A 24,092-nucleotide genomic window follows, 5' to 3' on the forward strand; every position below is an offset into this window, starting at 1 on the left:
CCCGGATCAGGAGTTCTCGAGGACGATGCCCTCGATGAGATTGGCCACGTCCTCGCAGCGGTCGGAGATGGACTCCAGTTGCTCGTAGATCGCCTTCAGCTTGATCAGTTCGCGAACGTCGGCCTGCTCGCGGAACAGGCTGGACATGGCCGAGCGCATCACGCGGTCGGCGTCGGACTCCAGGCGGTCGATCTCCTCGCAGGTCTTCAGCGCGGCCTCGGTCGTGGCCGGTTTGCTCAGGTGGGGCAGCAGCGTGACGGCATGCTGGACGCGCTCGCAGCAGCGCACGGACAGCGTCGCCAGCTGCAGCACCTGCTCGGGCACGCTGCGAACGTCGTAGAGCGACATGGTCTCGGAGGAGTCCTGCAGCAGATCCAGGATGTCGTCCATCGCGTTGATCAGGCCATGGATCTGCTCGCGGTCGATGGGCGTGATGAAGGTGCGGTGCAGCAACCGGTTCACCTCGGCCGTCACGCGGTCGGCCGCGTGCTCGGACTTGTCCACCTCGTCGGCATATTGCTGGCGCAGCGCCGGGTCGGCGTAGTTCTCGATCATCTTCAGGAAGGCCCGGGCGCCTTCCGCGATGTGGTTGCCGTGCTCGTTGAACAGCTCAAAAAAATTGCCCTCTCGGGGCAGCAGCTTGCCAAAAAGCATGGGCATCCTTGGATTTCTAAGAAGGCCGGCATTTTACCGGGCGCCGTCACGGCGCCGTCATCAATCCGACTTGAAGCGGCTGTATCAGTTGGGGCCGACGCCGAACAACAGCACGTAGCCCAGGGCCGCCGCCACCAGCAGCGCCGGTATCGAATAGGCGAGAAAGCTCAGCCAGGCCCGCCGGTCGCCCGACAGGCGCAGCGCGATCAGGTTCGCCAGCGAGCCGACCATGAAGCCGAAGCCGCCGACATTCACGCCGTAGGCGATCACGCGCCAGTCCCGTGAGTACTCGGCCAGCGCAATCGCCGCCGGCACGTTGCTGATGAACTGGCTCAGGCCGATGCCGGCGGCGTAGAGCATGACCGGCCGGTCGAGACCGAGGCCCAGCATGGCCTCGCGCACCACAGCCAGGCCCGCCAGCAGCCGCAGGTCGATGAACATCAGCACGAAGATCAGCAGCAGCCCCCAGTCGATCTGCGCCAGCACGCTCCGGCGCACGAGCAGGAAGACGGCGGCGACCGCTGCGACGGCCCAGGCCGCCTGGTGCAGGTCGGTGGCGACCAGGAAGGGCCCGTAAAGCAGCAGCGACGCGGCCAGCAGGCCGCGGTCCAGCGCTGCCGGCGGCGTGTCGTCGTGCAGCCGGATCGGGCGGGCCTCGAAAGCGAACGCCGTCAGCGCCAGCAGCGCCGCCATCAGGCCACCAACCAGCGGCAGCAGTTGCCAGACGAACGCACCGAAGGACACGTTGGCCAGATGCCAGATGAAGAGGTTCTGCGGGTTGCCGATCGGCGTCAGCGCCGAGCCGACGTTGACCGCCAGCGCCTCGAACACGATGAGGCGGGTCGACCGCATCTTCGTCAGGCGGCACACGCCCAGGGTCAGAGGCACGACGACGAAGAGCGCCACATCGTTGGTCAGCGCCGTGGACAGCAGCGCGGCGGCGGACACGAGGCTCAGCGCCGCGGCACGCTCGGTGGCCATGGCGTCCACCATCGCATGGCCGAGCCGGTTCAGCGCGCCGCTGAGCTCCAGCCCCTTGGTCAGCGCCAGCAGGCCGGTCAGCGCGGCAATGGTCGGCCAGTCGACCAGGACCGCATAGCCGGCGATGCGAGCCGGCGCCATGGCGCTGAGCAGCACCAGTGCGGCCAGCAGGATCAGGAAGAACCTGTCTTCACGCAGGCTGCGCAACAGCCTTCGGAATGGGGCGGTCATCGACCGGGCTTGAGCTCAGAGCGACAGCGGTCCCAGCCGCTCCAGGCGCTGGGACAACCAGCCGTCGCCAGCGGCCAGCCGGCCGAGGTCGGGGGCGATCTCGAGCAGCGGGCGCAGCACGAAGGCCCGCTCGCCGAGGCGCGGATGGGGCAAGCTCAGTCGCGGCGTGTCGAGCACGAGGTCGTCATAGAGCAGCAGGTCGAGGTCCAGCGTGCGCGGCGCATTGCGATAGGGTCGCTCGCGGCCATGGGCATGTTCGATGGCCTGCAAGGCTTCCAGCAACGCCAACGGCGCCAGCGCCGTGTCCAGCGCGGCGACGGCGTTCAGGAAGTCTGGGCCGCTCGCGTCGACCGGGGCGCTGCGCCAGACACTGGACAGCGCCACCACCTGCGTGTCGGGCAGGGCCGCGAGGCTGAGCGCAGCCTGGGTCAGCGTGGCTGAGAGATCGGCGCCGAGATTGGCGCCGAGGCCAATGTAGGCGCGCGAGCTCATTCGGCGGCAGGCGCGGCGGCGCCCTCCCCGCCACCCGCCGGCTTGCGGCGGCGGCGCCGGCGCTTCTTGGCCGGCGCGTCCGCGGCGACCTCGGCCTCTTCGTCTGCGGGGGCTTCGGGGCGAGGCGCACGGACGACGCGCGGCGCCTTCTGCTGGGCAGTGCGGACATCCGCCAGCAAGGCCTGGCGGTCGTCGTCGCTGCCGAGCGCGAAGTCCTCCCACCAGTCGGCCAGGGCCGGGTCGATCTCGCCGGCGTCGGCGCGCAGGCGCAGGAAGTCGAAGCCGGCGCGGTAGCGCGGCTGCTCGATGAGGCTGAACACGCCCGAGCCGCTGCGGCGCTCGAAGCGGGTCTGCATCATCCAGATCTCACGCATGTCGGCGGCCAGCTTGCCGCGGCCGGAGATGTCGCCGATGCGGGCATCGAACACGGCATCGATGGCCTGGGCCAGGGCCGGCACCACCGGCTCGCCACCGTTGCGGATCTTGGTCCAGCGGTCCAGCACCTCGTGCCAGAGCATGCAGGCCAGCATGAAGCTGGGGCTGACGCCACGGCCGTCCTTCACGCGGCGGTCGGTGTCCTCGAAGGCCTGGCGCACGAAGGCGCCACGCACGCCCTCGGGCAGGTCGCCGGTCTCGGTCAGCATGGCATCCAGCACGGCGAACACGCCCTTACCGCCCTGCCCCACCAGGCCCAGCTTCTTCAGCTGCACGAGGCTGGCCAGGGAATGGCCGGTCTGCAGCAGCTTGATCATCTCGTCGAACAGGCGTGAGGCCGGCACGTTGGACAGCAGCGGGATGCAGGCCTTCACCGGGGCCAGCGTCTTCTTCTCGAGCTCGAAGCCGAGCTTGGCCGCGAAACGCACGGCACGGACGATGCGCACCGGATCCTCGCGGTAGCGGGTCTCGGGGTCACCGATCATGCGCAGCAGCTTGGCCTTGGCGTCGGCCAGGCCGCCGTGGTAGTCCACGACCAGGCGGCGCTGCGGGTCGTAGTACATCGCGTTGACGGTGAAGTCGCGGCGGGCCGCGTCCTCGATCTGCGGGCCCCAGACGTTGTCGCGCAGCACGCGGCCGCTGGCATCCACCGCGTGGGACTTGCCTTCCAGTTCGCCCTTGGCCGTCTTCTCGTTGCCCTGCACGGCCTCGGATTCGGTGGGCAGCGCGCGGAAGGTCGAGACCTCGATGACCTCGTGCTCGCGGCCACGGCCATAAACGACGTGGACGATGCGAAAACGCCGGCCGATGATGAAGGCGCGGCGAAACAGGCCCTTGACCTGCTCGGGCGTGGCATTGGTGGCCACGTCGAAATCCTTGGGCCGCACACCCAGCAGCAGGTCGCGCACGGCGCCACCGACGATATAGGCCTCGAAGCCGGCGTCGGTCAGCGTCTTGACGACCTTGACGGCGCGCTCGTCGAGCAGATCGGGGTCGATGCCATGGACTTCGGCGGCGATCTCGACCCGCTTGCCCAGGGGGCTGGTCTTCTTGGACGCTGCGGCGGGCTTGCCGAGCAGCTTGTCGATGAACTTCTTGATCATGCGAAGAGATGGAGCTGGGGCCAGCCGCGTTCGGTGGCGATCTGCGCCAGCGTGGGGCTGGGGTTGGTCGCCACCGGGTGGCTGACGCGTTCGAGCAGGGGCAGGTCGTTGGTCGAGTCGCTATAGAAATTGATGCGCTCGAAATCGCGCCATTGTGCCCCCAGGCCCTGCAACCAGTCGTCAACGCGCCGGATCTTGCCTTCGCGGAAGCTCGGCACACCGTCGACGCCACCGGTGTAGCGCCCCTCGGCGTCGCGCACCAGCTTGACGGCGATCAGGTGTTCGATGCCGAAGGCGTCGGCGATCGGCGCGGTGACGAATTCGTTGGTGGCCGTGACCAGCGCGATCAGGTCGCCGGCTGCGCGGTGCTTCTCGACCAGAGCCACGGCCGCGGGTCGCAGGGCGGGCTTCATGACCTCGGCCATGAAGCGCTCGCGCATCGCCAGCGCCTCGGCCAGCGGGCGGCCGCGCCAGGCCGACGTTGCGAAGTCGACATAGGCCGGCAGGTCCAGCGTGCCGGCGTTGTACTGGGCGAAGAATTCGTCGTTCTTCGCACCCCAGACCGACGCATCCACCCAGCCCACATCGACCATGAAGCCGCCGAAGGCATGGTCGGAATCCACCGGGATCAGCGTCCCGTCGAGGTCAAACAGTGTCAGATTCATCAGAGTCGGTTTTCTTTTCGCCACCTTCGTCGGCCAGCATGGCTTTCAGCAGTGGCAGGGTCAGCGCGCGCTTGGCAGACAGCGCGAATTCGTCGAGGCGCTCCAGCAAGGCCATCAGGCCCTTGAGGTTGCGCTCGAAGCGGGTCAGCAGATAGGACAACACATCGTCGCCGAGCAGCAGGCCGCGGCGGTCGGCCTCGCGGCGCAGCACGGCGCGCATCTCGGCCTCGCGCAACGGTTCGAGGGCGAAGCTCGGGCCCCAGCCCAGCCGGGTGCGCAAGTCCTCGCGCACGGCCAGGTCGACGGCGGGGGCGTCGGCGGTCGCGACGACGTTGTAGCCCTGCCCCGCCGACGCGACGAAGAGCGCAAAGGCCGCATGCTGCTGGCCCGCGTCGAAGCGGTGGCAGTCGTCCAGCAGCAGCAGGCTCTCATGGGCCGGCAGCTCCCAGGGCAGCGGGGTGTCGGCGTCATACCAGGCCACGCGCTGGCCGGCTGCCTGCCAGCGCTCGGCCAGGGCCTGCAGCAGATGGGTCTTGCCGGAGCCGGTCGGCCCCCAGAGCAGCACCGGCGGGTCGCCCGGCATCAGGCCGAGCAGATAGGCCAGCGCCTCGGCGTTGGCGCCGGTCACGAAGTTGTCGAAGCTGTGGGCCGGAGGCGCCAGCAGCGCAAGCGGGATCTGCCTCATCACCGGAACAGCGCGCTGCCGAGATAGGCCGCATGCAGGCGCCGCACGGCGACCACCGCCAGCGCCGACAGCGGCAGCGCGATCAGCACGCCGACGAAGCCCAGCAGATGGCCGAAGGCCAGCAGCGCGAAGATGACCATCAGCGGGCTCAGGCCGATGCGCTCGCCGACGAAGCGCGGCGTGAGCACGAAGCCCTCCAGCAACTGCCCGATGCCGAACACGACGGCGACGGCCGCGACGCCATACAGGTTGGCGAACTGCAGCAACCCGGCCAGCAGGGCCAGCAGCAGGCCGAGGCCGAAGCCGACGTAGGGAATGAAGACCGCCAGGCCGGTGAAGACGCCGATGGGCAGGGCCAGGTCGAAGCGGGCGAGCGAGAGCGCGATGCTGTAGTAAGCAGCCAACGCCAGCATCACCAGCAACTGCCCGCGCAGGTATTGGCCCAGCATGGCGTCGCATTCGGCCAGGAAACCGCCCACCGCCTCGCGCGCCACCGGCGGCACCAGGGCCCAGGCGCGCGCCATCAGCGAAGGCCAATCGTGCAGCAGATAGAAGAGCACGACGGGCAGCAGCACCGCGTTGCCGACGAAGGCCAGCAGGAAGCTGCCGCCGATGCGGGCCGAGCTCAGCACCGTGGCCAGCCAGTCCTCCAGGTTCGCGTCCAGATACTTCAGCACGAAGGCCTTGATGCTGGCCGTGTCGAGCTGGAGCTGGATGCCATGCTGGGCCAGCCAGGGTGCGAGCCGCTCGTTGGCCACCTTGGCCAGGGCCGGGATCTGCTCGCGCAGCGCCGGGATCTCCTGGTTCAGGATGGGCAGCACGAGCAGCAGCAGGGCCAGCAGCGCCACGCCGAGCAGCAGCTCGACGACCAGCACGGCGACGACGCGCGGCAGGCGCCGACCGACCAGGGCCTGCACGGCCGGCGCCAGCGCATAGGCCAGCACGGCGGCGGTGATGAAGGGCGCAAGCACGGGCGCCAGCAGCCACAGCAGCAGGGCTGCGGCGACGGCGACGGCACCCCAGGCCAGGGCGGTGCGTTGGTGCTTGCTGAGCTTCATCATGGCATTGGGCGGCGGGCGCGGATTGTCACTGAAGCGGCGGCCTGCCCCGCTCCAGCAACACGGCCAGGCGGGCGCGCAACTGGGGGGCGTCGGCCGCATCGCCGCGCTCGGCGAGATAGGCGGCCAGATCCTCGGCCGCGGCGCCGGTGGCGCCCAGGGCGGCCAGGGCCAGGCCGCGGTCGCGCTTCTCCACGGGGTCGTCGGGCAAGAGCACGACGAGGCGCCGCTGCACGGCCAGCACGCGCGGCCAGTCCTGGGCGGCGCGATGCACCTCTTTTAGATTGCGCAGCATGCGGGCCAGGATCTGGCGTGGCGAGGCCGCGCGCAGGAAGAACTCAAGCGGCAGCTGCAGGTCGTCCGGCAGGCCGCTGCCCTGCCGGTACAGGGCCAGGCGCTCGTCCAGACGTGCGGCCGACAGTGATTCGCCGGTGAAGGGATCGACGATGGCCTCGCCCGGGCCGATCTTGCACTTGACCAGGAAGTGGCCGGGGAAGGCCACGCCCGAGACGCTCAGGCCGATCTGCTCACCCAGTTCCAGCAGCAGCACGGCCAGCGAGATCGGCAGGCCGCGGCGGCTTTGCAGCACGCGGTGGATGAAGCTGTTGTCCGGCGCGTAGTAGTTGTTCAGGTTGCCCGCGAAACCAAGCTCGCCGTGGAAGAAGCGTGTCAGCAGATGCAGGCGATGAGCGGGTGCCGCGTCCACGGCGACACGCTCGCGCAGGCGCCTGGCCAGGCCGTCCACCTCGGCCAGCACGGCCTGCACATCGAGCTGGGGGTATTCGTCCTGGGCCAGGCTGACCGCCGCCTCGAGCAGGTTCAGCCCCGCGTCCTCGGCGACGAGGCTGGCGAAGTAATCCAGGGGCGTGGGCGGGGCGAAGCGCATCAGGCGGGACGGGACAGGGCCTTGAGCTTGACGCCAGCCAGCATCAAGACGCTGAAGTAAACGACGGCGCTGCCGGCCAGGCTGGCCGCCATCACCAGGGCACGGTGGAACTCATGCGCCCCCAGCGCGATCCAGTCCAGGCGCGAGGCCAGTTGCCATTGCAGCAGGCCCATGGCCACGCAACCCGCGCCGACACGCAGGCCAAAGGCCAGCCAGCCCGGCTCGGGGCGGTAGCTGCCCAGCTTCCTCAAGCCCAGCAGCAGCCAGCTCGCGTTGACCAGGGCGCCCAGGCCGATGGACAGCGCCAGGCCGGCCACGCCGATCCAGGGCACGAAGACCAGGTTGAAGCACTGGGTCAGCACCAGCACGACGACGGCGATCTTGGCCGGCGTACCGGTGTCCTGGCGGGCGTAGAAGCCGGGCGCCAGCACCTTGACGGCGATCAGGCCCAGCAGGCCGACGCCCCAGCCCATCACCGACTGCGCCGTGTGGGCCACGTCCGCGGCACCGAAGGCCTTGCGGTGATAGAGCACGGCCGTCAGCGGTTCGGCGAAGACCAGCAGCGCAACGGCGCAGGGCAGCGCCAGCAGCAGCACCATGCGCAGGCCCCAGTCGAGCAGGTGGCTGTAACGCGCATCCTCGCCAGACGCCTGCGCGGCGGAGAGCTGCGGCGTCAGCACCGCGCTGAGCGCCACGCCCAGCAACCCGATCGGAAACTCCATCAGCCGGTCGGCGTAGTTCAGCCAGGAGGTCGCGCCCTCGGCAAGATGGCTGGAGATCTGCGTATTGATCATCAGCGACAGCTGCGACACGCCCACGCCCAGCAGCGCCGGCCCCATCGCCAGCAGCATCCGCCCGACGCCGGGATGGGCTCGTGAATCCCGCAGGCCACCCAGGGTCCAGCGCATGCGCGGCCGCATGCCGATGCGGCTCAGCGCCGGCCATTGCACGGCCAGCTGCAGCAGGCCGCCGAGCATCACGCCCGCCGCCATGCCGTAGATGCCGGGCCAGCCGGCGCGCTGCAGCGGTCCGACCAGGGCCCAGCCGCAGGCGATCATGCTCAGATTCAGCAGCACCGGGGACGCCGCCGGCACGGCGAAGCGCCGCCAGGTGTTCAGGATGCCGGCCGACAGCGCCACCAGCGACATGCAGCCGATGTAGGGGAACATGAAGCGTGTCATGACGACCGAAGCGTCGAAGGCCTTGGCGGACAGGCCCGAGCCCAGCAGCCAGACCAGCAGTGGCGCCGCGACGATGCCCAGCACGGAAGTGCCGATCAGCACCCACAGCAGCACGGTGGCCACCGCGTCGACGAGCCGGTGAGTGGCCTCGTCGCCCTCGGTCGCCCGCGTGGCCGCCAGCAGCGGCACGAAGGCCTGGGAGAACGCCCCCTCGGCGAACAGCCGCCGCAGCAGATTGGGAATGCGAAACGCCACCAGGAAGGCGTCGGTCATCGCGTTGGCGCCGAACAGGCCGGCCATCATCTGCTCACGGACGAGGCCGGTGATGCGCGAGGTCAGGGTCAGCAGGGAAATGGTCGACGCAGCGCGCAGCAGATTCATGGCGGCGGATTATCTGTGTCGCCAATGGCGTCATTTTCGGAACTCCGCCCCGACGCTTGGCTGAAACCCTGATGTCATGCTATACTCGTCGTCTTTGCACCAACTGGGTATAGACACAGCATGGCAACCAGCTCCAAAGCCAAGAAGAAGACGGTTCGCCTGGCGTCGGGCCGCAAGCGCGCCCGCCAGGACGTCAAGCTCAACGCCGCGAACACCGCGCTGCGCTCCAAATTCCGCACCGTCATCAAGAACGTGCAAAAGGCCGTGACGGCCGGCGACAAGCCCAAGGCCGCCGACCTGTTCAAGACCGCCCAGGCCGTCATCGACTCCGTCGCCGACAAGGGCATCTTCCACAAGAACAAGGCTGCTCGCCACAAGAGCCGCCTGTCCGCCAAGATCAAGGCGCTCGCCGCCTGATAACCAATCCAGCCCTGGTGCAAGCAAAAGGCCCGCTGTAGCGGGCCTTTTGCATTTCCAGGCCGTGTGGCGGGCTCGCTCGGACTTGGGCGATGGCCCGTCAATGCCACTCGCCGGGCTCGACGCCCTGGATGCTGCGGTCACGCAGCCACTCGGCCACGGCACGGGCCACCCACTGCGGATCGTCCAGCGGCAGGTCGTGGCCGGCCTTGGTATGCAGGCGCAGCGGCGCCCCCCAGGCGCGGCTGATGGCCTGGGAGCAGCGCCAGTCGACCAGGTCGTCGGCCTTGCTGCACAGCAGCAGCATCGGCGCGGCGGGGCGCGTGCGGCTGGCCCGGTAGCGCATGCTGGCGATCAGTTGGCGCGCCGTGTTGCGCACGCCCAGCGGATGCAGGCGTTGCAGCTCCAGCCAGCGATCGATGACGGCTTGCGCCGGCGTCAGGCGCGTCGTCAGGCTGAGCACGCGCTCCTCGCGCATGCGGGCGCTGAAGCGGCTCAGCGAGAGCAGCAGCAGACCCAGGTAGTTCAGCGGTCGCGTCTTGCGAAAAAGCTCGTTGAACGGCCGCAGGCTGGGGTTGATCAGCACGCCCGCCTCGACTTCGTCGGGATAGCGGTTGGCCCAGTCCGCCAGCACCGCGGCCCCCAGCGACATGCCCACCAGCGACACCGGCCCGGCGACACCCCGGGCCTGCAGCTCGCGGCGGCAGGCATCGACGATGGCCGAGACCTGCATGGGGCTGGCCTGGCCGCGCAGCGTGCCGGTGCCCGGCAGGTCCAGCATCAGCAGCTGCGAGGCCGGCTGCAGCTGGCGCAGCTCGCGCAGCAGGAAATTGGGAAAGGCGCCCCAGTGGCCGCTCTCGCGCGACAGGCCACGCAGCAGCACCCAGACCGATGCGCGCGCCTGCGGCACGCGCAGGGGTGTGGCCTGAGGCATGTCGGCAGGTGAGGACGCAGCGCGGATGTTCATCGGCATGTTGCTGAGCAGCACCGAGGATAGCGGCCGCCCGTGGCACCCTGCCCTGGGAATGTCGATAGGACTGGGGAAATCAGGCGCCCGGTTTGCCATCCGGCAACAGGCAGGCGTCGGCGACTTGCAGGTTGTTGTCGCGCGCGAAGTTCATGACGAAGTCCCAGGCCATGGGCTCGAGGCGCTTGAGCTCCTCGTTGACGATGACGCACTTCACGCCATTGATGACGGTGGGCACGCAAAACGGCGAATAGCCGATGTGGGAGCCGATGCCCGGACGCACGCCGCCCGGCCGGAAGCAGGACATCGCGCCCGCCAGACGCTCGGCCCAGTCGCTCGGGCGGAAGGTGCGTCCATCCTGGGTGATGCCTTGGATGAAGACTTCGCGCGGCGGTGGAGCAACGGTCATGGACGGAGGGGCTTCGCTGTGCAGCGGAGCACCGCTGCCAAAGACCGCTATTGTGCCTTGGCGCGGGCTGATCTGTTGCGGCGCAGCAAATGTCCCGGCATCGACTCTAGAATCAAAAGCCCAATTTTTCTCAACCTCGATCAGGAGACCTGATGAACGCTGTCCCGCCCTCGTCCGAGCCCCATGTCATGCCGACCTACGGCCGCCTGCCCGTTGCGCTTTCGCACGGCCAGGGCTGCTGGGTCTGGGACACGACGGGCCGACGATTGCTCGACGGGCTAGGCGGCATCGCGGTCAACACGCTGGGCCACAACCATCCGCGCCTGGTGCCGGCGCTGCAGGACCAGACGGCCAAACTGATCCACTGCAGCAACTACTACCAGATGCCGCTGCAGGAGCAGCTCGCGGCCAAGCTCTGCGAGCTTTCGGGCCTCGTCAATGTCTTCTTCTGCAACAGCGGACTGGAGGCCAACGAGGCGGCGCTGAAGATCGCGCGCAAGTTCGGCCATGACCGCGGCAACGACTCCCCCGAGGTGCTGGTGTTCGAGGGCGCCTTCCACGGCCGCTCGATCGCGACGCTGTCGGCCACCGCCAATCCCAAGATCCACGCCGGCTTCGGGCCGCTGGTGCCGGGCTTCGTGCGGGTGCCGCTGAACGACATCGCCGCCGTCGAGGCGGCCATCGCCGCGCATCCCAACATCACGGCCATCTTCCTGGAGACCATCCAGGGTGAGGGCGGCATCAACCCGGCCCGCATCGAGTTTCTGCAGGCGCTGCGCCGCGTCTGCGACCAGCACGACCTGCTGCTGATGCTGGACGAGGTGCAATGCGGCATCGGCCGCACCGGCAGGTGGTTCGCCCACCAGTGGGCGGGCATCCAGCCCGACGTGATGCCGCTGGCCAAGGGCCTGGGTTCGGGCGTGCCCATCGGCGCCGTCATCTGCGGCCCGCGCGCGGCCGGCGTGATGAAGGCCGGCAACCACGGCACCACCTTCGGCGGCAATCCGCTGGCCATGCGCGCCGGCATCGAGACGCTGAAGATCATGGAAGAGGACGGCCTGCTGGCCAATGCCGAAGCCGTCGGCGCCACGCTGCGCGGCGCGCTGACTGCAGGGCTGGCCGGCGTGGCCGGCGTCGTCGAGATCCGCGGCCAGGGCCTGATGCTGGGCATCGAGCTCGACCGCCCAGCCGGCCCGCTGCTGGCCCAGTGCCTCGAAGCCGGCCTCTTGATCAGCGTGACGGCCGAGCGCGTCGTGCGCCTGCTGCCCGCGCTGATCCTCACGCACGACGAAGCCCGCGAGATCGCTGCCCGTCTCGTGCCCCTCATCAAGGCGCTGCTCGCGCAGCCCAAGCCATGAAGCCGGGAGACGGACTGATGCGTCACTACCTGCAGTTCAAGGACCTGCGCGCCGAGGAATACGCCCACCTGTTCGACCGCGCCGCCATCATCAAGCGGCGCTTCAAGAACTACGAGAAATACCAGCCGCTGCAGGACCGCACGCTGGCCATGATCTTCGAGAAGGCCAGCACGCGCACCCGCGTCAGCTTCGAGGCGGGCATGTACCAGATGGGCGGCTCCGTCGTGCACCTGACCACCGGCGACAGCCAGCTCGGCCGCGCCGAGCCGGTGGAAGACTCGGCGCGCGTCATCAGCCGCATGGTCGACATCGTGATGATCCGCACCTTCGAGCAGAGCAAGATCGAGCGCTTCGCGGCGTACTCGCGCGTGCCGGTCATCAACGGCCTGACCAACGAGTACCACCCCTGCCAGATCCTGGCCGACCTGTTCACCTTCATCGAGAACCGCGGCATGGACCGCCGCGGCGCCATCGACATGGACTGCCTGAAGGGCCGCGTCGTGGCCTGGGTGGGCGATGGCAATAACATGGCCAACACCTGGCTGCAGGCGGCCGAGATCCTCGGCTTCAAGGTGCATGTCAGCACGCCCAGCGGCTACGGCATCGACCCGGCCGTCGCCGGCGTGAAGGACGCCGGCTGCTACAAGGTCTTCAAGGACCCGCGCGAGGCCTGCGAAGGCGCCGACCTGGTCACGACCGACGTCTGGACCAGCATGGGCTACGAGGCCGAGAACGAGGCCCGCAAGGCCGCGTTCGCGGACTGGTGCGTGGACAAGGCCATGATGACCCGCGCCAAGCCGGATGCCCTCTTCATGCACTGCCTGCCGGCCCATCGCGGCGAGGAGGTCGCGGCCGAGGTCATCGACGGCCCGCAATCCGTCGTGTGGGACGAGGCGGAAAACCGCATGCACGTCCAGAAGGCGCTGATGGAGTACCTGCTGCTCGGGCGCATCGGCTGAAGAACCGGCTCGGAACTCTGTTGGCCCAGCGTCAGCCCCCCGTGGCAAGCTGCGGGCGATGCGCTGGGCCCTGATCACCGACATCCATGCCAACCTGCAGGCCTTCGAGGCCGTGCTGGCCGACGCCCGCGCCCAGGGCGCCACGCGCTATGCGCTGCTGGGCGACTTCGTCGGCTACGGCGCCGACCCGGCCGCCGTGCTGGCCCAGGTCATGGCCCTGGCCGCCGACGGCGCCATCGCCGTGCAGGGCAACCACGACGAGGCCGTGGCCCTCGGCAGCAGGCCGGGCATGCACCCCGACGCCCGCGCCGTCATCGACTGGACGCGTGCCCAGCTGGACGAAGACCAGCTGCGCTTCCTCGCCCGGCTGCCGCTGCAGGCCCACGGCGAGCCCGGCAACTGCCTGTTCGTGCATGCCAACGCCTTCGAGCCCGACGGCTGGGCCTATGTGCAGGGCCGCGCCGAGGCGGTGAAGAGCCTGCACGCCAGCCCGGCGCGCATCCAGGTTTGCGGCCACATGCACGAGCCCATGCTCTTCCACCTGTCGGGCACCGGCAAGGCGGGCGAATTCCGGCCGGTGGCGGGCGTGCCCATGCCCCTGCCCGGCCACCGCCAGTGGCTGGCCATCCCCGGCTCCTGCGGCCAGCCGCGCGACGGCAACCCGGCCGCCTGCTATGCGCTGCTGGACCCGGCCCGCTCCGACCTGGACGACGCCCGCATCAGCTTCCGGCGCGTCGCCTACGATGTCGAGGCCGCCTGCGCGGCGTTGCGCGCCAGCGAGCTGCCGCCGCTGATCGCCGATCGCCTCGCACGCCGCCTCACGCTCGGCGAATGATGACGACGACCCAACCGCTGCCCGCGCCGCCCAAGCCTCTCGAACCCGGCCGGGTGCTGGACGGCTTCCGGCTGGAGGAAAGGCTGCACCAGGGCGGCATGGCCAATCTGTGGCGCGTCAGCCGCATGGACGGCGGCGAAAGCGACGCCGACGCCGGCGGCCTGCTGATGAAGGTGCCCCGCATCAAGGGCGGCGAAGACCCGGCCACCATCGTCGGCTTCGAGGTCGAGCAGATGCTGATGCCGCAACTCAGCGGCCCGCATGTGCCGCGCTTCGTCGCCCGCGGCGACTGGACGCGCCAGGCCTTCATCGTCATGGAGCGCATCCCCGGCGACACGCTGCGCCCGCGCCTGGACGACGCGCCGCTGCCGCCCGAGGAGGTGGCCGACATCGGCGCCCGCGTCGCCACCGCGCTCGCGGCCCTGCACCGCCAGCATGTCGTGCACCTGGACATCAAGCCCAGCAACATCATGTTCCGGCCCGACGGCACGGCCGTGCTGGTGGACTTCGGCCTCAGCCGCCACGAGCAACTGCCCGACCTGCTGGAAGAGGAGTTCACGCTCCCCATGGGCACCGGGCCCTATATGAGCCCGGAGCAGGTGCAGTTCGTGCGCAACGACCCGCGCAGCGACCTGTTCGCCCTGGGCGTCATGCTCTACCACCTGGCCACCGGCGAGCGCCCCTTCGGCCAGCCGAACTCGGTGCGCGGCCTGCGCCGCCGGCTCTATGTGGAGCCGGTGCCGCCGCGCGCGCTCCGCCCCGAGCTGCCGCCCTGGCTGCAGGAGGTCATCCTGCGCTGCCTGGAGGTCAGGCCCGAGCGGCGCTACCAGAGCGCGGCCCAGCTCGCGCTGGACCTGCGCGAACCCGGCGGCGTGGCCCTCACCGGCCGCGCCGAGAAGCTGCAGGCCAGCGGCGCGATGCGCCGGCTCAAGCGCTGGTTCTTCGCGCTCGGCGCCGAGCCCGCGCCGGTGCAGCCGGCCGGCCAGCAACTGGCGCGCAGCCCCATCGTCATGGCGGCGGTGGACGTGGGCAACGCCACGCCCGAGCTGCTGGCCCAGCTCTGCGAGACCGTGCGCCGCATCGTGCAGACCGAGGCCGGCGCGCGCCTGGCCTGCGTGTCGGTCATGAAGGTCAACCGCATCGGCATCGACGAACTCACCGACAAGCAGGGCCAGAGCCTGCACGTGAAGCAGCTCATCGCACTCAAGCACTGGGCGCGCCCCATCAGCAAGGCGCTGGCCCTGGAAGACGGGCGGCTGACCTTCCATGTGCTGGAGGCGCCCGACGCGGCCGGCGCCATCATCGACTTCGCCCACCGCAACGGCGTGGACCACATCGTCATGGGCGCACGCGGTGCGTCGGCGCTGCGGCGCTACCTGGGCAGCGTGTCGGGCCAGGTGGTGGCCGAGTCGGACTGCACCGTCACCGTCGTGCGCGAGCCGGCCACGGGCTGAGCCCCGGGGTCATCCCGCAGCCATCAGCGGGTGGACGAGCAGCCCGACCAGCGCGGCGACCAACACGACGAGCGGCTCGGGCAGCTTCTTGAAACGCCACAGCGCCGCCGCGCTGGCAAGCGCCAGCCCGGCCGTGACCCAGTCCGTGATCGAGCGATGGCCGATGACGATCACGGCGCCCGTGATCGCGCCGATGGCGGCGGCCGTCACGCCGTCGACAAAGGCCACGATACCGGGTCGCTTGCCGTGCTTCTTGAAGTACGGCGCCGGCAGGATCGTGAACAGATAGCAGGGCACGAAGGTGCCAAGCGCAGCCACCACGGCGCCCCAGAAACCGGCAACGAGGTAACCAATGAAGCCCGTCGTGATGACGACCGGCCCCGGCGTGATCATGGCGACTGCGACCGCGTCGACGAACTGCCGGTCCGTCAGCCAGTGGTGCTCCTGCACGACGCCGCCGTACAGGAAGGGCACGATGGCCAGGCCGCTGCCGAAGACGAAGCTGCCGGCATAGGCGAAGAAGGCACCGATCTCGACGAGGCGCGGCCACTCCGCCGCCGCGACGGCCCCAGCCAGCAGCGGCGCCGAGGCCGCGAAGCCATGCAGCCGCCCGCCGGGCCGCGGCGGCGCGCGCAGCAGCCAGACCAGCACACCCGCCCCCAGGAAGAGCCAGACCACCTCGGACCGCGTGATGACGGTCACCGCCGCGCTGGCGAGGCAGATGGCCCACAGCAGCCTGTCGCGGCCGATGTTCTTGGACGTCAGCTTGTAGGCACTCATCGCGATGATGCCGATGACGGACGCGCCGACACCATAAAAGACCGACTGCATCCACGCGATGCCGCCGTAGGCCCGGTAGGCGACACCCAGCCCCAGCACCATCAGGAAGGACGGCAGCACGAAGGCCAGCCCGGCCAGCGTCGCACCCACCACCCGGTAGTGCACATAGCCGAGGTAGATGGCGAGCTGGGCGGCCAGCGGGCCGGGCATCAGCTGGGCCAGAGCCATGCCTTCCTTGTAGTCGGCCTCGGACACCCACTGCCGGCGCTCCACCAGGTCGCGGTACATGAAACCGACCAGCGCCACCGGGCCGCCAAAACCCCAGCTGCCCAGGCCCGCCATATAGGCCACCAATTGCCCCAGCCTGTAGCACGGGACACCTTGAGGCTCGGCCAGGGTCTTCCCGCTCATGCCTCGCCGCCTCGCGTCTGCAAGGGCCGACCCGCGCGTGTCCAGCCATCGATGCCGCCGGGCAGGAAGCGCGCCTGCACGCCCAGCGCGCAAAGCTTCATCGCCGTCGCACGGCCGACCTCGTGGCCGTAGATGCAATACACGAGCACCTCGCGGTCCCTGGGCAACTCTCCCGCCCAGTCCTCGACATGAGCGGGGTCGCACCAGCGGGCACCGGGCAGCATGGTCCGGGCCTGCACGAACATGCCCGCGCGGCGCACATCCAGCACGATGGCCTGGGCCAGGTCCACGCCGCCCGCATCGGCCGCGAGGCCCTCGCTGCAGGCGTGCACCGTCTGCTGGTAGCGCTCGTAGACCTTGGTCCAATCGATGCGGGCCATGAAGGCATCGACATAGCCCGACGCCGCGGCGCCGTAGTCCAGGTGGTAGGCGTGTTCGTACATGTCCAGCGCCAAGATGGGGATGGCACCGGCCAGCGCATGGGTGTGATCGGCGGCCCACTGGTTCACGAGCAGACCTTCGCGCGGCAGCAGGCTCAGCAGCACCCAACCCGAGCCGCCGCCCAGGGCCTTGCCGATGGCCGTGAACTCGTCCCGCCAGGCTTCCACGCTGCCGAAACTGCCGTCCAGCGCAAGCGCCATCGCCGGCGCCATCTCGTCGGGCTGGGCCGCCAGGCTGTCGAAATAGAGTTCGTGCAGCAGCATGGAGTTGGCCGCGATCAACTCCTCGCGCTTGAGTCCGTTCAGCTCGAAGCCCGGCAGCGTGCCGCGAGGGATGGCACCCAGTCTTGTGCGAATCGCGTTCAGGCGCTTGACCGCGCCGCCATAGTTGTTCTGGTGGTGGCTGAGCAGCAGCCGCTCGGACAGGCCGGGCAGGTTGGCGGCATCGAAGGGCAGTTCGCGGGGGATGGCATTCATCGGGGTTCCTCGGGGCTTTGAAAGGCGGTCAGCAGGCCTTCGAACACGCCGGCGCCGGCGAGCAACAGCTGATCGTCATCGGTGATGGCCTCGCGCATGCCGGCGAGCACACGCTCGACGCCGGCGGCCTCGGGCGGCAGCACGCCACCGACATCCAGGCCGTGCACGAGCACGCCCAGGCGCAGCAGGGCCGGCGTCTCCAGGCCGAAGCTGGCCAGCAGGGTCTCGAAGCTCACGCGCGCGCCGACGTGGGTGAAGGTGGCGCCATCGAAGTCGAAGCCCAGCGCCTTCTTCGGGCAGTCGGCCGGCGACTTCAGCCACAGGAAGCGGGCCTGCGGGTCGATGAAGCGCCGGATCAGCCAGGCACAGGCCAGCCGGTCCACCCAGGGCCTGGCGCGCGTGGCCCAGACACGGCCTTGGTAGTCCTTGGCGTCCAAACGCGCGATGGCCTGCTCGGCCGCGCTCGGTTCGTCGGGCGACAGCAGGCGGCCGGCCCTTTCCTCGAAATCTCCCAGGGCCTGCTGCGCCTGGCGCTGCGATTCGCCGGCGAAAAAGTCGATGGCAACGAGCTGCTCCAGGCTCTTGCGCAGCTTGCGCGCCTGCCTCATGGCTTCGGTCGCCTGGGATTCGGTCAGCAGCGCGCGGGCGTCGCGAATCTCGGCGAGCAGTTCACCGAAGTCCGCGCTGCGGTCGAACAGCGCGGCGAAGTCGTCGGTGGGTGCCTCGGTCTTCAGCAGATGTGCCGTGCCTTCGTTGCGACGCAGGTCATCGGCCACGTCAGCCAGCAGGGCTTCCTGGCCCGGCCCGGCCGGCAGCAGGTAGACACCATCCCGCAACACCGCGGCCCCACAGCCCTTGAGCGCCCGCCAGCAGCGCATGCGGGCCGTCGCGTTCTGGGTCGGCAGGGAAAGAATGAGTAGCAACCATTTCATGAAGTAGAGATTACTACAAATATTGGCAATCTCCACTTCTTTGACGGCACAGGCCAGGCCGGCGTCAACGACCTGGCGAGTCATCGACGCATGGACGGTGGGACATCAGACTTGCCCACATCAACACCAAGGAGTCCAGATGCCCGCCTTCGATTCGCTGCCCCTCGCCGTCGCACTGCTGATCGGCATCCCCGCCTTCGGCTCCTGCCTGGGCATCGGCCTGGCCAGCATGAAGCTGCTGGAGGGCATCGCCCGCCAGCCCGAGCTCGCACCCGAGCTGCAGACCAAGTTTTTCCTGGCCGTCGGCGTGACGGACGGCGCCTTCATCATCGCCACCGGCATCGGGCTGTGGTTCGCGACGGCGAACCCCTTTGTGCGCTGAGCGCGGCTCATCACCATCCTGCCTACACTGGCCGCATGAGCGACAACCCCTGTTTGAGCTGCGGCGCCTGCTGCGCGAGCTTCCGGGTCGATTTCGACCGCAGCGAGCTGGAGAGCGAGGGCGGCCGCGTGCCCGACGGGCTGGCGGTGGAGCTGACCGGCCGGCTCGTGCGCATGCGCGGCACCGACCACGCCCAGCCGCGCTGCGCGGCGTTCAGCGGCCAGGTGGGCGCGCGGGCGAGCTGCGGCATCCACGAATGGCGCCCCTCGCCCTGCCGCGAATTCGGCGAGCGTGCGCCCATGGGCATAGGCGACGCGGCCTGCGCGCGCGCGCGGGCCCGGCACGGGCTGGCGCCGATCTAGGGCCTAGGAACCCGGCCGCGGCGCCAGCAGCAACTCCCGGCGCCGCTGCTGATCGCGCAGTTCGTTCAGCCAGGCCAGCTTGGCACCGTAGAGCTCCCGGTCCTTGACGGTGGCGCTGTTCTCCAGCGCCTTGGCGATCTCGCCGCGGGCGCCGTTGACGTCGCCCAGGCCCCAGTCGGCCAGGCCCAGCCAGAAGTGGAATTCGGGCACATAGGCCGCGCGTGCCACCTCCTTGCGGAAGAGCTGGCGCGCCGTCGCGAACTCGCCCGCCTTCATCGCGGCGACCCCGTCGTCGAAGAACTTGTACGGCGGCACGGGCTGGATCTGGGCCAACTGGTTGGCGTAGTTCTGCGCCTCGGCCTGGCGGCCGGTGTCGCTGAGCACCAGAATGAGGTTGGACATGGCCTGGATGTTCAGCGGCTCGCGCTCCAGCACGACGCGCAGCGTGGATTCGGCGCGGTCGTACAGGCCCTTGCGGCGGTAGAGCACGGCCAGCGTGTTGTAGGCCGCCAGCCAGCGCGAGTCGGTCAGGATGGCGGCGCGGGCCCACCAGTAGGCATCGTCCACCTGGCCAACGGTCAGGGCCTCGGCCGCGCGGTTGTTCAGGAACATCGCGATGATGGTGGACTCGTCGATGACCCGGCTGCGATGGTTGCGCACCTGCTCGGGTGGCAGGAAGTCGATGGTCAGCAGCTCCGGTTCGCCGAAAACCGACGACCACGTCGTCGACAGGCGCGAGCGCTCGAGGCTGATGTTGACGTGGCCGGCGACGAAGAAGATGTTGTGCGCGCGCGTCCAGCTCTCTTCGAGGTAGACGCTGTTGAAGCGCACCGGCAGGTTGAGGTGGCGCGCGAAGGCGGCCGTCATCAGCACCAGCGACATGCAGTTGCCGCGGCGGGCGTCGAAGGCTTCGGCGGCGGTGCGCGTGACCTCGCTGTCGTAGTCCAGCTGTAGCCGGCCCTTGGTGTAGAGGGCGTCGATGAGGCCGTTGCGCACGCCCTTGACGCGGATCTCGCTGGCCATCTCGTGCTCGGCGAACTGCTTCATCGCCGGCGTCAGCGCCATCGCCGACGCCGGGTCGATGGGCACGCTGGGCGGCTTGAACGCCGAGTCGACGAAGACGTCGGTGCCAGGCCGGGCCTGGGGCTCGACGGCGCAGCCGGCCAGGCCGGCGGCGAGTGCGAGAGAGGCGATCAGGGCAGGAATCCTCATGGCAGGTCTCCTCGCTTCATGGCCTGCTCGCTTCGGCGGCGCCGATCCCTGTGACGGGCCCATGAACAGGCTTGGAAAGCTTAGCCCTGCCCGCCCCCCGTGTCTTGAGTCATCCTGACAAATTCCGTTCCGGCTTCACTGCCCCCACCGCCCCGGGGGGGCTTCAATTCAGCACGAACACGGCCGCCGACCGCGCCGGCAGCGTGAACCGACCGGTCGCGCTGTCGAACTTGGCACCCGTGGCCACGCGCTGGTCGGCCGCACCGGCGGCCAGGTGCACCGGATGCAGCTGCAGCGCCAGCCCCACTTCGCTGGGTGCCGTCAGCACCTGCTCGCTGGTGCCGACGTTGACGAGGTAGACGACGCGCCTGAAGCCGGCGCCGGCATAGCCGTTGCCGTCCAGAGCGGCAGCGATGACGACCGGGTTCTGGCCCGAACCGGTGTTCAGGAAGCTGAGCCGCGCCTTGATGTCGTCGGCGGTGCGCAGGCGGAACAGCGTGGAGCTGGCGCGGATCTTCAGCAGGTCACGGAAAGCGTCGCGCATCCAGGCGATGTCGCCGGGGGCAGGCTTGATCGCGGCGTTGCCCAGGAAGGGCTTGAGCACCGGCCAGTCGCTGCCGTTCTGGCTCTGCACCGGCAGGCCGGAGCCGAAGCCGTTGTCCTGATAGCTCCAGTCGATGCGGTTGAACCAGTCGCCGCTGTCGTAGCTGTTGTGGTCCAGGCTCTTGCTGCGCAGCACGTCGGTGCCGGCGTGGAAATAGGCCACGCCCTGGCTGAAGGCGTTCAGCGCATTGGCCAGCAGCTGCACGCGGGCGCGGTCCTCGCGGCTCGTCGTCGTGGGCAGGCGCAGCGCCAGGATGTCGAAGAGCGTCTGGTTGTCGTGGTTCTCGACGTAGTTGACGACCTCGTCGGGTTGGCTGCTCCAGCCGATGAAGTTGCCCAGGCTCTCGGCCGTGACCGTGGCGTCCCAGTTCGTCGTGAACTGGTAGCTCTTCAGGCTGCCGGCCAGCGAGGCCTTGAGCTGGTCGCCCAGCCACATCAGGTCGCTCTTGGAGCGGCCGCCGCCCAGCGCATTGGGGTCGTAGAACAGGCCGCTGACCCAGCCCTGGTTGCTGACGAGGGCATTGCCCGTGTCGAAGGGCGAGCCGCCACGCACCGCGTCGCGAATGATGGGGTTGAAGCTGGCTATGCCCGAGCCGTTGAGGCTGTAGAGCGAGGCCTGCACGAAGCGCGCGCCGTCGGCCACCTCGCCGAAGTTCCAGCCCTCGCCGATGAGCTGGATGTCGCGCCCCAGCGTGGTCTTGAGCCTGGCCTTGATCGCCTCCATCACCGGGCGCGGCAGGTGGCCCATGATGTCGAAGCGGAAGGAGTCGATCTTGTAGTCGCGCGCCCACTGCAGCACGGAGTCGCTCATGAGCTTGCCCATCATGAGGTTCTCGGTGGCGGTGTTGTCGCAGCAGGTCGAAGTCGTCACCTTGCCGGCCGCGTCCAGGCGGTGGTAGTAGCCGGGCACGATGCGGTCCAGCACCGACTTCTCGTTCTGGCCGGAGGCGGTGGTGTGGTTGTAGACCACGTCCATGCCCACGCGCAGGCCGGCATTCTTCAGGCCCAGCACCATCTGGCGGAACTCGACGATGCGCCTGGCGCCGTCGCTCGCGTCGCTGGCATAGCTGCCCTCCGGGGCGTTGTAGTGGTAGGGGTCGTAGCCCCAGTTGAAGCAGTCGGTGGCGGCGGTGGCGGCGACGAGGGCCTGCTGGGTCTCGGCGTCGGGCGCACCGGTGGCGGCACTGATGCTCGGCGTCGTGCAGCCGCTTTCTGGCACGGTCGCGAAGTCGAACGTCGGCATCAGGTGCACGTCGGTCAGGCCGGCATCGGCCAGGGCCTTGAGATGCTTCATGCCATTGGAGCCGGCCTCGGTGAAGGCCAGGTATTTGCCGCGGTTGGCGGCGCTGACGCTGGTGTCGTTGGCCGAGAAGTCGCGGATGTGCAGCTCGTAGATGGCCATGTCCGTCTGCGCGGCCACCTTGGTGGACACGGGCGCGCTGTCCCAGCCCGCGGGCTTGAGGCTGGCGGCGCCGAGGTCGGCGATGTAGCTGCGCTTGGAGTCGGTCGTCAGGCTGACCGAGTAGGGATCGGTCACGAGGTTGCGCACGATGCCCACACCGCGCACGAAGACCTCGACGGCAAAGCGGTAGTACTTGCCGGACAGGTCGCCGGCCTTGGTCACGGCCCACACGCCGGTGGCGGCGTCGAAGGCCAGCGTGTCGACGGTCTTCGCGTCGCCCGTGCCCGTGTCGTAGGTGAAGACGGTGACCTTCTGCGCCGTCGGCGCCCAGAGCTTGAAGACGGTCTGGCCGCCGGCGACCGTCACGCCGAGGTCATTGACATTGGCGGCCGCCGCGTAGAGCTCGTCCAGCGCGCCGGGCGTCTGGGCGGCGGTGGCGTTCTGCACATTGCCGCTGGCGTCTTCCTGCACCAGCACGAGCTGCTGCCTGTGCAGGTCGGCCAGCTGCGCCAAGTCGGCATCCCTGACCGTCAACACGACGCCGCTGCCGATGAACTTGAAGCGCGTCGCCGCGGCCGTGGGCACGCTGGTGGTGAAGCGGTCCAGCGTGATGGAACCGTCGGCGCCGGCCACCGTGGCGCCCATGACGGCCGTGATCTGGGCCGTGGCCGAGTGGTAGAGCTTGAACGTGCCGCCGGCATCCACCTGCGGCCACTGGATGAGGGCCTTGGTCAGCCAATAGGCCTTGGCGTCGAGCGTCGAGACGCTGCGCGTGTCCGGCGGCGCGAGGTAGACCTGGGCGTCACCCTGCACCAGCCAGACCTCGGCGAGCTGGCTCTTGATCGTCAGCGCGCTGTAGTCGACATGGATGTTGTTGGTGCGACCGTCCTTGTCGTCCTGGTTGGGCGCGACACCGTGGATGATGAACTCCAACGCCGTGCGGCTGGCGTCGTCCTTGGGGTTGAGCACCGGCAGGTCGAAGACCACCTCGCCGGCATTGGGCGAGCTGTAGTTGGCCATCTTGCCGAAGGCCACCGCGTTGGCCCAGTCGCCGATGGTGACGCCGGCTGGCAGCGCGGACGTGTCCAGCCCGCTGCCCGACCACAGGTGCAGGCCCCAGGCCGGGAAGTTGCCGTCGAAACGCTTGTAGTGCACGCGCACCGTGGCGAGGTCGGGCGCTGCCGCGCCCAGCGGGTTGGCGGCATAAGTGGCCGTGTCGCCCTGGATGCGCCAGATCTCGTTGGCGCCGGCCCTCAGCACATAGCTCTGGTCGGCGCCGCCATCGTCCTTCACGTCGCCGTTGTGGAAGAGGTAGCCGACGGTGCCCGTCTGCGCGGCCAGCGGCACGTTGTAGAAGACGCCGAAGGCGTCCGTGCCGTCGGCATTGCGACCGGCGTTCCAGGTCACGGGGGCGGCGGAGCCCCAGTGGTGCAGCTGCCAGCCGGTGTAGTCGCCGGCGGGGCGGCGGTAGTGGATGGTCAGCGTCGTCGCCGTGCCGCCCGTGGGGGCGCTGGCCGCCGGGGCGGTGGCCTGGGCCGACAAGATCTTCTGGAAGGCGGTGTCGTTGCCGACGTCCAGCCCGGCCGGCGGCGCCGGCGTGGGGTCGGCTGTAGCCCCACCGCCGCCTCCTCCTCCGCCGCAGGCGGCGAGGCCGAGGGCCAGAACCAGGGTCCAGATGCAGTGTTTCAGGGCGCGCATGTTGTCTCCGGCATGCCATCCCCGTCGTCGCGGGGCGAATTGCACGGCAGTTTATGAAATAAAACTACATCAACATTCGGTGCTTTCCCGTGGTTCGATTACACAAGATTACTCAGCATCGATGACATATCCAAGCAGGATTCAGCCATCAATAGGTAGCAAAACTACCTGCGTCGACATCGAGAAAGGAGATGCAAAGAACAGGCCCACACTGCTGGTGACATGCAGGCGCTGCGGCCCGA

At 69.2% G+C, this 24,092-nt stretch carries 23 protein-coding genes; 7 read left to right on the forward strand and 16 right to left on the reverse strand.

Annotated elements, in window-relative coordinates; genetic code table 11:
- Positions 1–6: 6 nt before the first annotated feature.
- The 9 genes from EV671_RS09180 to murJ all read right to left on the reverse strand — a co-directional run bounded on the left by EV671_RS09180 (position 7) and on the right by murJ (position 8,752).
- Positions 7–654: a DUF47 domain-containing protein gene (locus tag EV671_RS09180; protein WP_132571074.1), complete on the reverse strand. Its 648-nt coding sequence runs from the start codon at positions 652–654 to the stop codon at positions 7–9.
- An 84-nt stretch (positions 655–738) separates the two neighbouring features.
- The gene (locus EV671_RS09185) at positions 739–1,866 is read right to left on the reverse strand and encodes an SLC13 family permease (RefSeq protein WP_132571008.1); all 1,128 of its coding nucleotides are present in this window, start codon (positions 1,864–1,866) and stop codon (positions 739–741) included.
- A 15-nt stretch (positions 1,867–1,881) separates the two neighbouring features.
- Positions 1,882–2,358, reverse strand: a complete 477-nt coding sequence (gene folK / locus EV671_RS09190; protein WP_132571009.1) for a 2-amino-4-hydroxy-6-hydroxymethyldihydropteridine diphosphokinase — start codon at positions 2,356–2,358, stop codon at positions 1,882–1,884.
- The gene (gene pcnB / locus EV671_RS09195; protein WP_132571010.1) at positions 2,355–3,896 is read right to left on the reverse strand and encodes a polynucleotide adenylyltransferase PcnB; all 1,542 of its coding nucleotides are present in this window, start codon (positions 3,894–3,896) and stop codon (positions 2,355–2,357) included. Before pcnB ends, folK begins: the two co-directional genes overlap by 4 nt.
- The gene (locus tag EV671_RS09200) at positions 3,893–4,561 is read right to left on the reverse strand and encodes a histidinol-phosphatase (protein WP_132571011.1); all 669 of its coding nucleotides are present in this window, start codon (positions 4,559–4,561) and stop codon (positions 3,893–3,895) included. The genes pcnB and EV671_RS09200 overlap by 4 nt, the downstream gene beginning before the upstream one ends.
- Positions 4,542–5,246 carry an HdaA/DnaA family protein gene (locus EV671_RS09205; protein WP_132571012.1) on the reverse strand — a complete coding sequence of 235 codons (705 nt, stop codon included), beginning with the start codon at positions 5,244–5,246 and terminating at the stop codon, positions 4,542–4,544. The genes EV671_RS09200 and EV671_RS09205 overlap by 20 nt, the downstream gene beginning before the upstream one ends.
- Positions 5,246–6,304 (reverse strand): AI-2E family transporter, encoded by a 1,059-nt coding sequence (locus tag EV671_RS09210; protein WP_132571075.1) that lies wholly within the window; start codon positions 6,302–6,304, stop codon positions 5,246–5,248. Before EV671_RS09210 ends, EV671_RS09205 begins: the two co-directional genes overlap by 1 nt.
- 28 nt (positions 6,305–6,332) lie before the next feature.
- Entirely contained in the window at positions 6,333–7,190 is an 858-nt protein-coding gene (locus EV671_RS09215; RefSeq protein ID WP_132571013.1) for a SirB1 family protein, read from the reverse strand.
- Positions 7,190–8,752: a murein biosynthesis integral membrane protein MurJ gene (murJ, locus tag EV671_RS09220; protein ID WP_132571014.1), complete on the reverse strand. Its 1,563-nt coding sequence runs from the start codon at positions 8,750–8,752 to the stop codon at positions 7,190–7,192. The genes EV671_RS09215 and murJ overlap by 1 nt, the downstream gene beginning before the upstream one ends.
- Before the next feature lie 120 nt (positions 8,753–8,872).
- Here murJ and rpsT point away from each other — a divergent pair, with 120 nt between their 5' ends.
- Positions 8,873–9,169, forward strand: coding sequence for a 30S ribosomal protein S20 (gene rpsT, locus EV671_RS09225; RefSeq protein WP_119046154.1), 297 nt, complete (start codon positions 8,873–8,875; stop codon positions 9,167–9,169).
- 100 nt (positions 9,170–9,269) lie between these two features.
- On the opposite strand, the gene EV671_RS09230 is transcribed toward rpsT, so the two are convergent.
- Positions 9,270–10,136, reverse strand: coding sequence for an alpha/beta fold hydrolase (locus tag EV671_RS09230; protein ID WP_165917515.1), 867 nt, complete (start codon positions 10,134–10,136; stop codon positions 9,270–9,272).
- Between the two features lie 79 nt (positions 10,137–10,215).
- Positions 10,216–10,545, reverse strand: a complete 330-nt coding sequence (locus tag EV671_RS09235; protein WP_132571016.1) for a DUF3579 domain-containing protein — start codon at positions 10,543–10,545, stop codon at positions 10,216–10,218.
- A gap of 152 nt (positions 10,546–10,697) precedes the next feature.
- Here EV671_RS09235 and EV671_RS09240 point away from each other — a divergent pair, with 152 nt between their 5' ends.
- Genes EV671_RS09240 through EV671_RS09255 form a run of 4 tightly spaced genes read left to right on the forward strand, consistent with a single transcriptional unit; the run spans position 10,698 to position 15,151 of the window.
- A complete protein-coding gene (locus tag EV671_RS09240) occupies positions 10,698–11,903 on the forward strand; it encodes an aspartate aminotransferase family protein (RefSeq protein WP_132571017.1) in 1,206 nt (401 codons plus the stop codon).
- Positions 11,900–12,862, forward strand: a complete 963-nt coding sequence (gene argF, locus EV671_RS09245) for an ornithine carbamoyltransferase (protein ID WP_132571018.1) — start codon at positions 11,900–11,902, stop codon at positions 12,860–12,862. The genes EV671_RS09240 and argF overlap by 4 nt, the downstream gene beginning before the upstream one ends.
- A gap of 58 nt (positions 12,863–12,920) precedes the next feature.
- Positions 12,921–13,697, forward strand: a complete 777-nt coding sequence (locus EV671_RS09250) for a metallophosphoesterase family protein (RefSeq protein ID WP_132571019.1) — start codon at positions 12,921–12,923, stop codon at positions 13,695–13,697.
- Positions 13,694–15,151 (forward strand): bifunctional serine/threonine-protein kinase/universal stress protein, encoded by a 1,458-nt coding sequence (locus EV671_RS09255; RefSeq protein ID WP_243655661.1) that lies wholly within the window; start codon positions 13,694–13,696, stop codon positions 15,149–15,151. Before EV671_RS09250 ends, EV671_RS09255 begins: the two co-directional genes overlap by 4 nt.
- A 9-nt stretch (positions 15,152–15,160) precedes the next feature.
- Here the strand turns inward: EV671_RS09255 and EV671_RS09260 are convergent, their stop codons facing one another.
- Genes EV671_RS09260 through EV671_RS09270 form a run of 3 tightly spaced genes read right to left on the reverse strand, consistent with a single transcriptional unit; the run spans position 15,161 to position 18,275 of the window.
- On the reverse strand, positions 15,161–16,342 hold the full coding sequence (locus tag EV671_RS09260) for a chromate transporter (RefSeq protein WP_132571021.1): 1,182 nt from the start codon (positions 16,340–16,342) through the stop codon (positions 15,161–15,163).
- Positions 16,339–17,259, reverse strand: coding sequence for a Fe-Mn family superoxide dismutase (locus tag EV671_RS09265; protein ID WP_132571022.1), 921 nt, complete (start codon positions 17,257–17,259; stop codon positions 16,339–16,341). The genes EV671_RS09260 and EV671_RS09265 overlap by 4 nt, the downstream gene beginning before the upstream one ends.
- Positions 17,256–18,275, reverse strand: coding sequence for a chromate resistance protein ChrB domain-containing protein (locus EV671_RS09270; protein WP_243655662.1), 1,020 nt, complete (start codon positions 18,273–18,275; stop codon positions 17,256–17,258). The genes EV671_RS09265 and EV671_RS09270 overlap by 4 nt, the downstream gene beginning before the upstream one ends.
- 55 nt (positions 18,276–18,330) lie before the next feature.
- On the opposite strand from EV671_RS09270, the gene atpE reads away from it, so the two are divergent.
- Together atpE and EV671_RS09280 are read left to right on the forward strand one after the other, a co-directional pair.
- Complete coding sequence (atpE, locus tag EV671_RS09275) at positions 18,331–18,573, forward strand: F0F1 ATP synthase subunit C (RefSeq protein WP_132571023.1); 243 nt, start codon at positions 18,331–18,333, stop codon at positions 18,571–18,573.
- 35 nt (positions 18,574–18,608) lie between these two features.
- Entirely contained in the window at positions 18,609–18,935 is a 327-nt protein-coding gene (locus EV671_RS09280) for a YkgJ family cysteine cluster protein (protein WP_132571024.1), read from the forward strand.
- Between the two features lie 3 nt (positions 18,936–18,938).
- On the opposite strand, the gene EV671_RS09285 is transcribed toward EV671_RS09280, so the two are convergent.
- Positions 18,939–20,147 (reverse strand): tetratricopeptide repeat protein, encoded by a 1,209-nt coding sequence (locus EV671_RS09285; RefSeq protein ID WP_165917516.1) that lies wholly within the window; start codon positions 20,145–20,147, stop codon positions 18,939–18,941.
- Positions 20,148–20,310: 163 nt separating this feature from the next.
- Positions 20,311–23,850 carry a pullulanase-type alpha-1,6-glucosidase gene (gene pulA, locus EV671_RS09290; RefSeq protein WP_132571026.1) on the reverse strand — a complete coding sequence of 1,180 codons (3,540 nt, stop codon included), beginning with the start codon at positions 23,848–23,850 and terminating at the stop codon, positions 20,311–20,313.
- Positions 23,851–24,092: the final 242 nt, after the last annotated feature.

Source organism: Roseateles saccharophilus, assembly GCF_004342485.1.
In the GTDB taxonomy this organism is placed as follows: domain Bacteria; phylum Pseudomonadota; class Gammaproteobacteria; order Burkholderiales; family Burkholderiaceae_C; genus Pelomonas; species Pelomonas saccharophila.

What these genes read in the sequence shown, in the direction of transcription:
- EV671_RS09180 (WP_132571074.1), bottom strand. Translation starts at nt 654, where the DNA reads ATGCTTTTTGGCAAGCTGCTGCCCCGAGAGGGCAATTTTTTTGAGCTG.
- EV671_RS09185 (WP_132571008.1), bottom strand. Translation starts at nt 1,866, where the DNA reads ATGACCGCCCCATTCCGAAGGCTGTTGCGCAGCCTGCGTGAAGACAGG.
- folK (WP_132571009.1), bottom strand. Translation starts at nt 2,358, where the DNA reads ATGAGCTCGCGCGCCTACATTGGCCTCGGCGCCAATCTCGGCGCCGAT.
- pcnB (WP_132571010.1), bottom strand. Translation starts at nt 3,896, where the DNA reads ATGATCAAGAAGTTCATCGACAAGCTGCTCGGCAAGCCCGCCGCAGCG.
- EV671_RS09200 (WP_132571011.1), bottom strand. Translation starts at nt 4,561, where the DNA reads ATGAATCTGACACTGTTTGACCTCGACGGGACGCTGATCCCGGTGGAT.
- EV671_RS09205 (WP_132571012.1), bottom strand. Translation starts at nt 5,246, where the DNA reads ATGAGGCAGATCCCGCTTGCGCTGCTGGCGCCTCCGGCCCACAGCTTC.
- EV671_RS09210 (WP_132571075.1), bottom strand. Translation starts at nt 6,304, where the DNA reads ATGAAGCTCAGCAAGCACCAACGCACCGCCCTGGCCTGGGGTGCCGTC.
- EV671_RS09215 (WP_132571013.1), bottom strand. Translation starts at nt 7,190, where the DNA reads ATGCGCTTCGCCCCGCCCACGCCCCTGGATTACTTCGCCAGCCTCGTC.
- murJ (WP_132571014.1), bottom strand. Translation starts at nt 8,752, where the DNA reads ATGAATCTGCTGCGCGCTGCGTCGACCATTTCCCTGCTGACCCTGACC.
- rpsT (WP_119046154.1), top strand. Translation starts at nt 8,873, where the DNA reads ATGGCAACCAGCTCCAAAGCCAAGAAGAAGACGGTTCGCCTGGCGTCG.
- EV671_RS09230 (WP_165917515.1), bottom strand. Translation starts at nt 10,136, where the DNA reads ATGAACATCCGCGCTGCGTCCTCACCTGCCGACATGCCTCAGGCCACA.
- EV671_RS09235 (WP_132571016.1), bottom strand. Translation starts at nt 10,545, where the DNA reads ATGACCGTTGCTCCACCGCCGCGCGAAGTCTTCATCCAAGGCATCACC.
- EV671_RS09240 (WP_132571017.1), top strand. Translation starts at nt 10,698, where the DNA reads ATGAACGCTGTCCCGCCCTCGTCCGAGCCCCATGTCATGCCGACCTAC.
- argF (WP_132571018.1), top strand. Translation starts at nt 11,900, where the DNA reads ATGAAGCCGGGAGACGGACTGATGCGTCACTACCTGCAGTTCAAGGAC.
- EV671_RS09250 (WP_132571019.1), top strand. Translation starts at nt 12,921, where the DNA reads ATGCGCTGGGCCCTGATCACCGACATCCATGCCAACCTGCAGGCCTTC.
- EV671_RS09255 (WP_243655661.1), top strand. Translation starts at nt 13,694, where the DNA reads ATGATGACGACGACCCAACCGCTGCCCGCGCCGCCCAAGCCTCTCGAA.
- EV671_RS09260 (WP_132571021.1), bottom strand. Translation starts at nt 16,342, where the DNA reads ATGAGCGGGAAGACCCTGGCCGAGCCTCAAGGTGTCCCGTGCTACAGG.
- EV671_RS09265 (WP_132571022.1), bottom strand. Translation starts at nt 17,259, where the DNA reads ATGAATGCCATCCCCCGCGAACTGCCCTTCGATGCCGCCAACCTGCCC.
- EV671_RS09270 (WP_243655662.1), bottom strand. Translation starts at nt 18,275, where the DNA reads ATGACTCGCCAGGTCGTTGACGCCGGCCTGGCCTGTGCCGTCAAAGAA.
- atpE (WP_132571023.1), top strand. Translation starts at nt 18,331, where the DNA reads ATGCCCGCCTTCGATTCGCTGCCCCTCGCCGTCGCACTGCTGATCGGC.
- EV671_RS09280 (WP_132571024.1), top strand. Translation starts at nt 18,609, where the DNA reads ATGAGCGACAACCCCTGTTTGAGCTGCGGCGCCTGCTGCGCGAGCTTC.
- EV671_RS09285 (WP_165917516.1), bottom strand. Translation starts at nt 20,147, where the DNA reads ATGAGGATTCCTGCCCTGATCGCCTCTCTCGCACTCGCCGCCGGCCTG.
- pulA (WP_132571026.1), bottom strand. Translation starts at nt 23,850, where the DNA reads ATGCGCGCCCTGAAACACTGCATCTGGACCCTGGTTCTGGCCCTCGGC.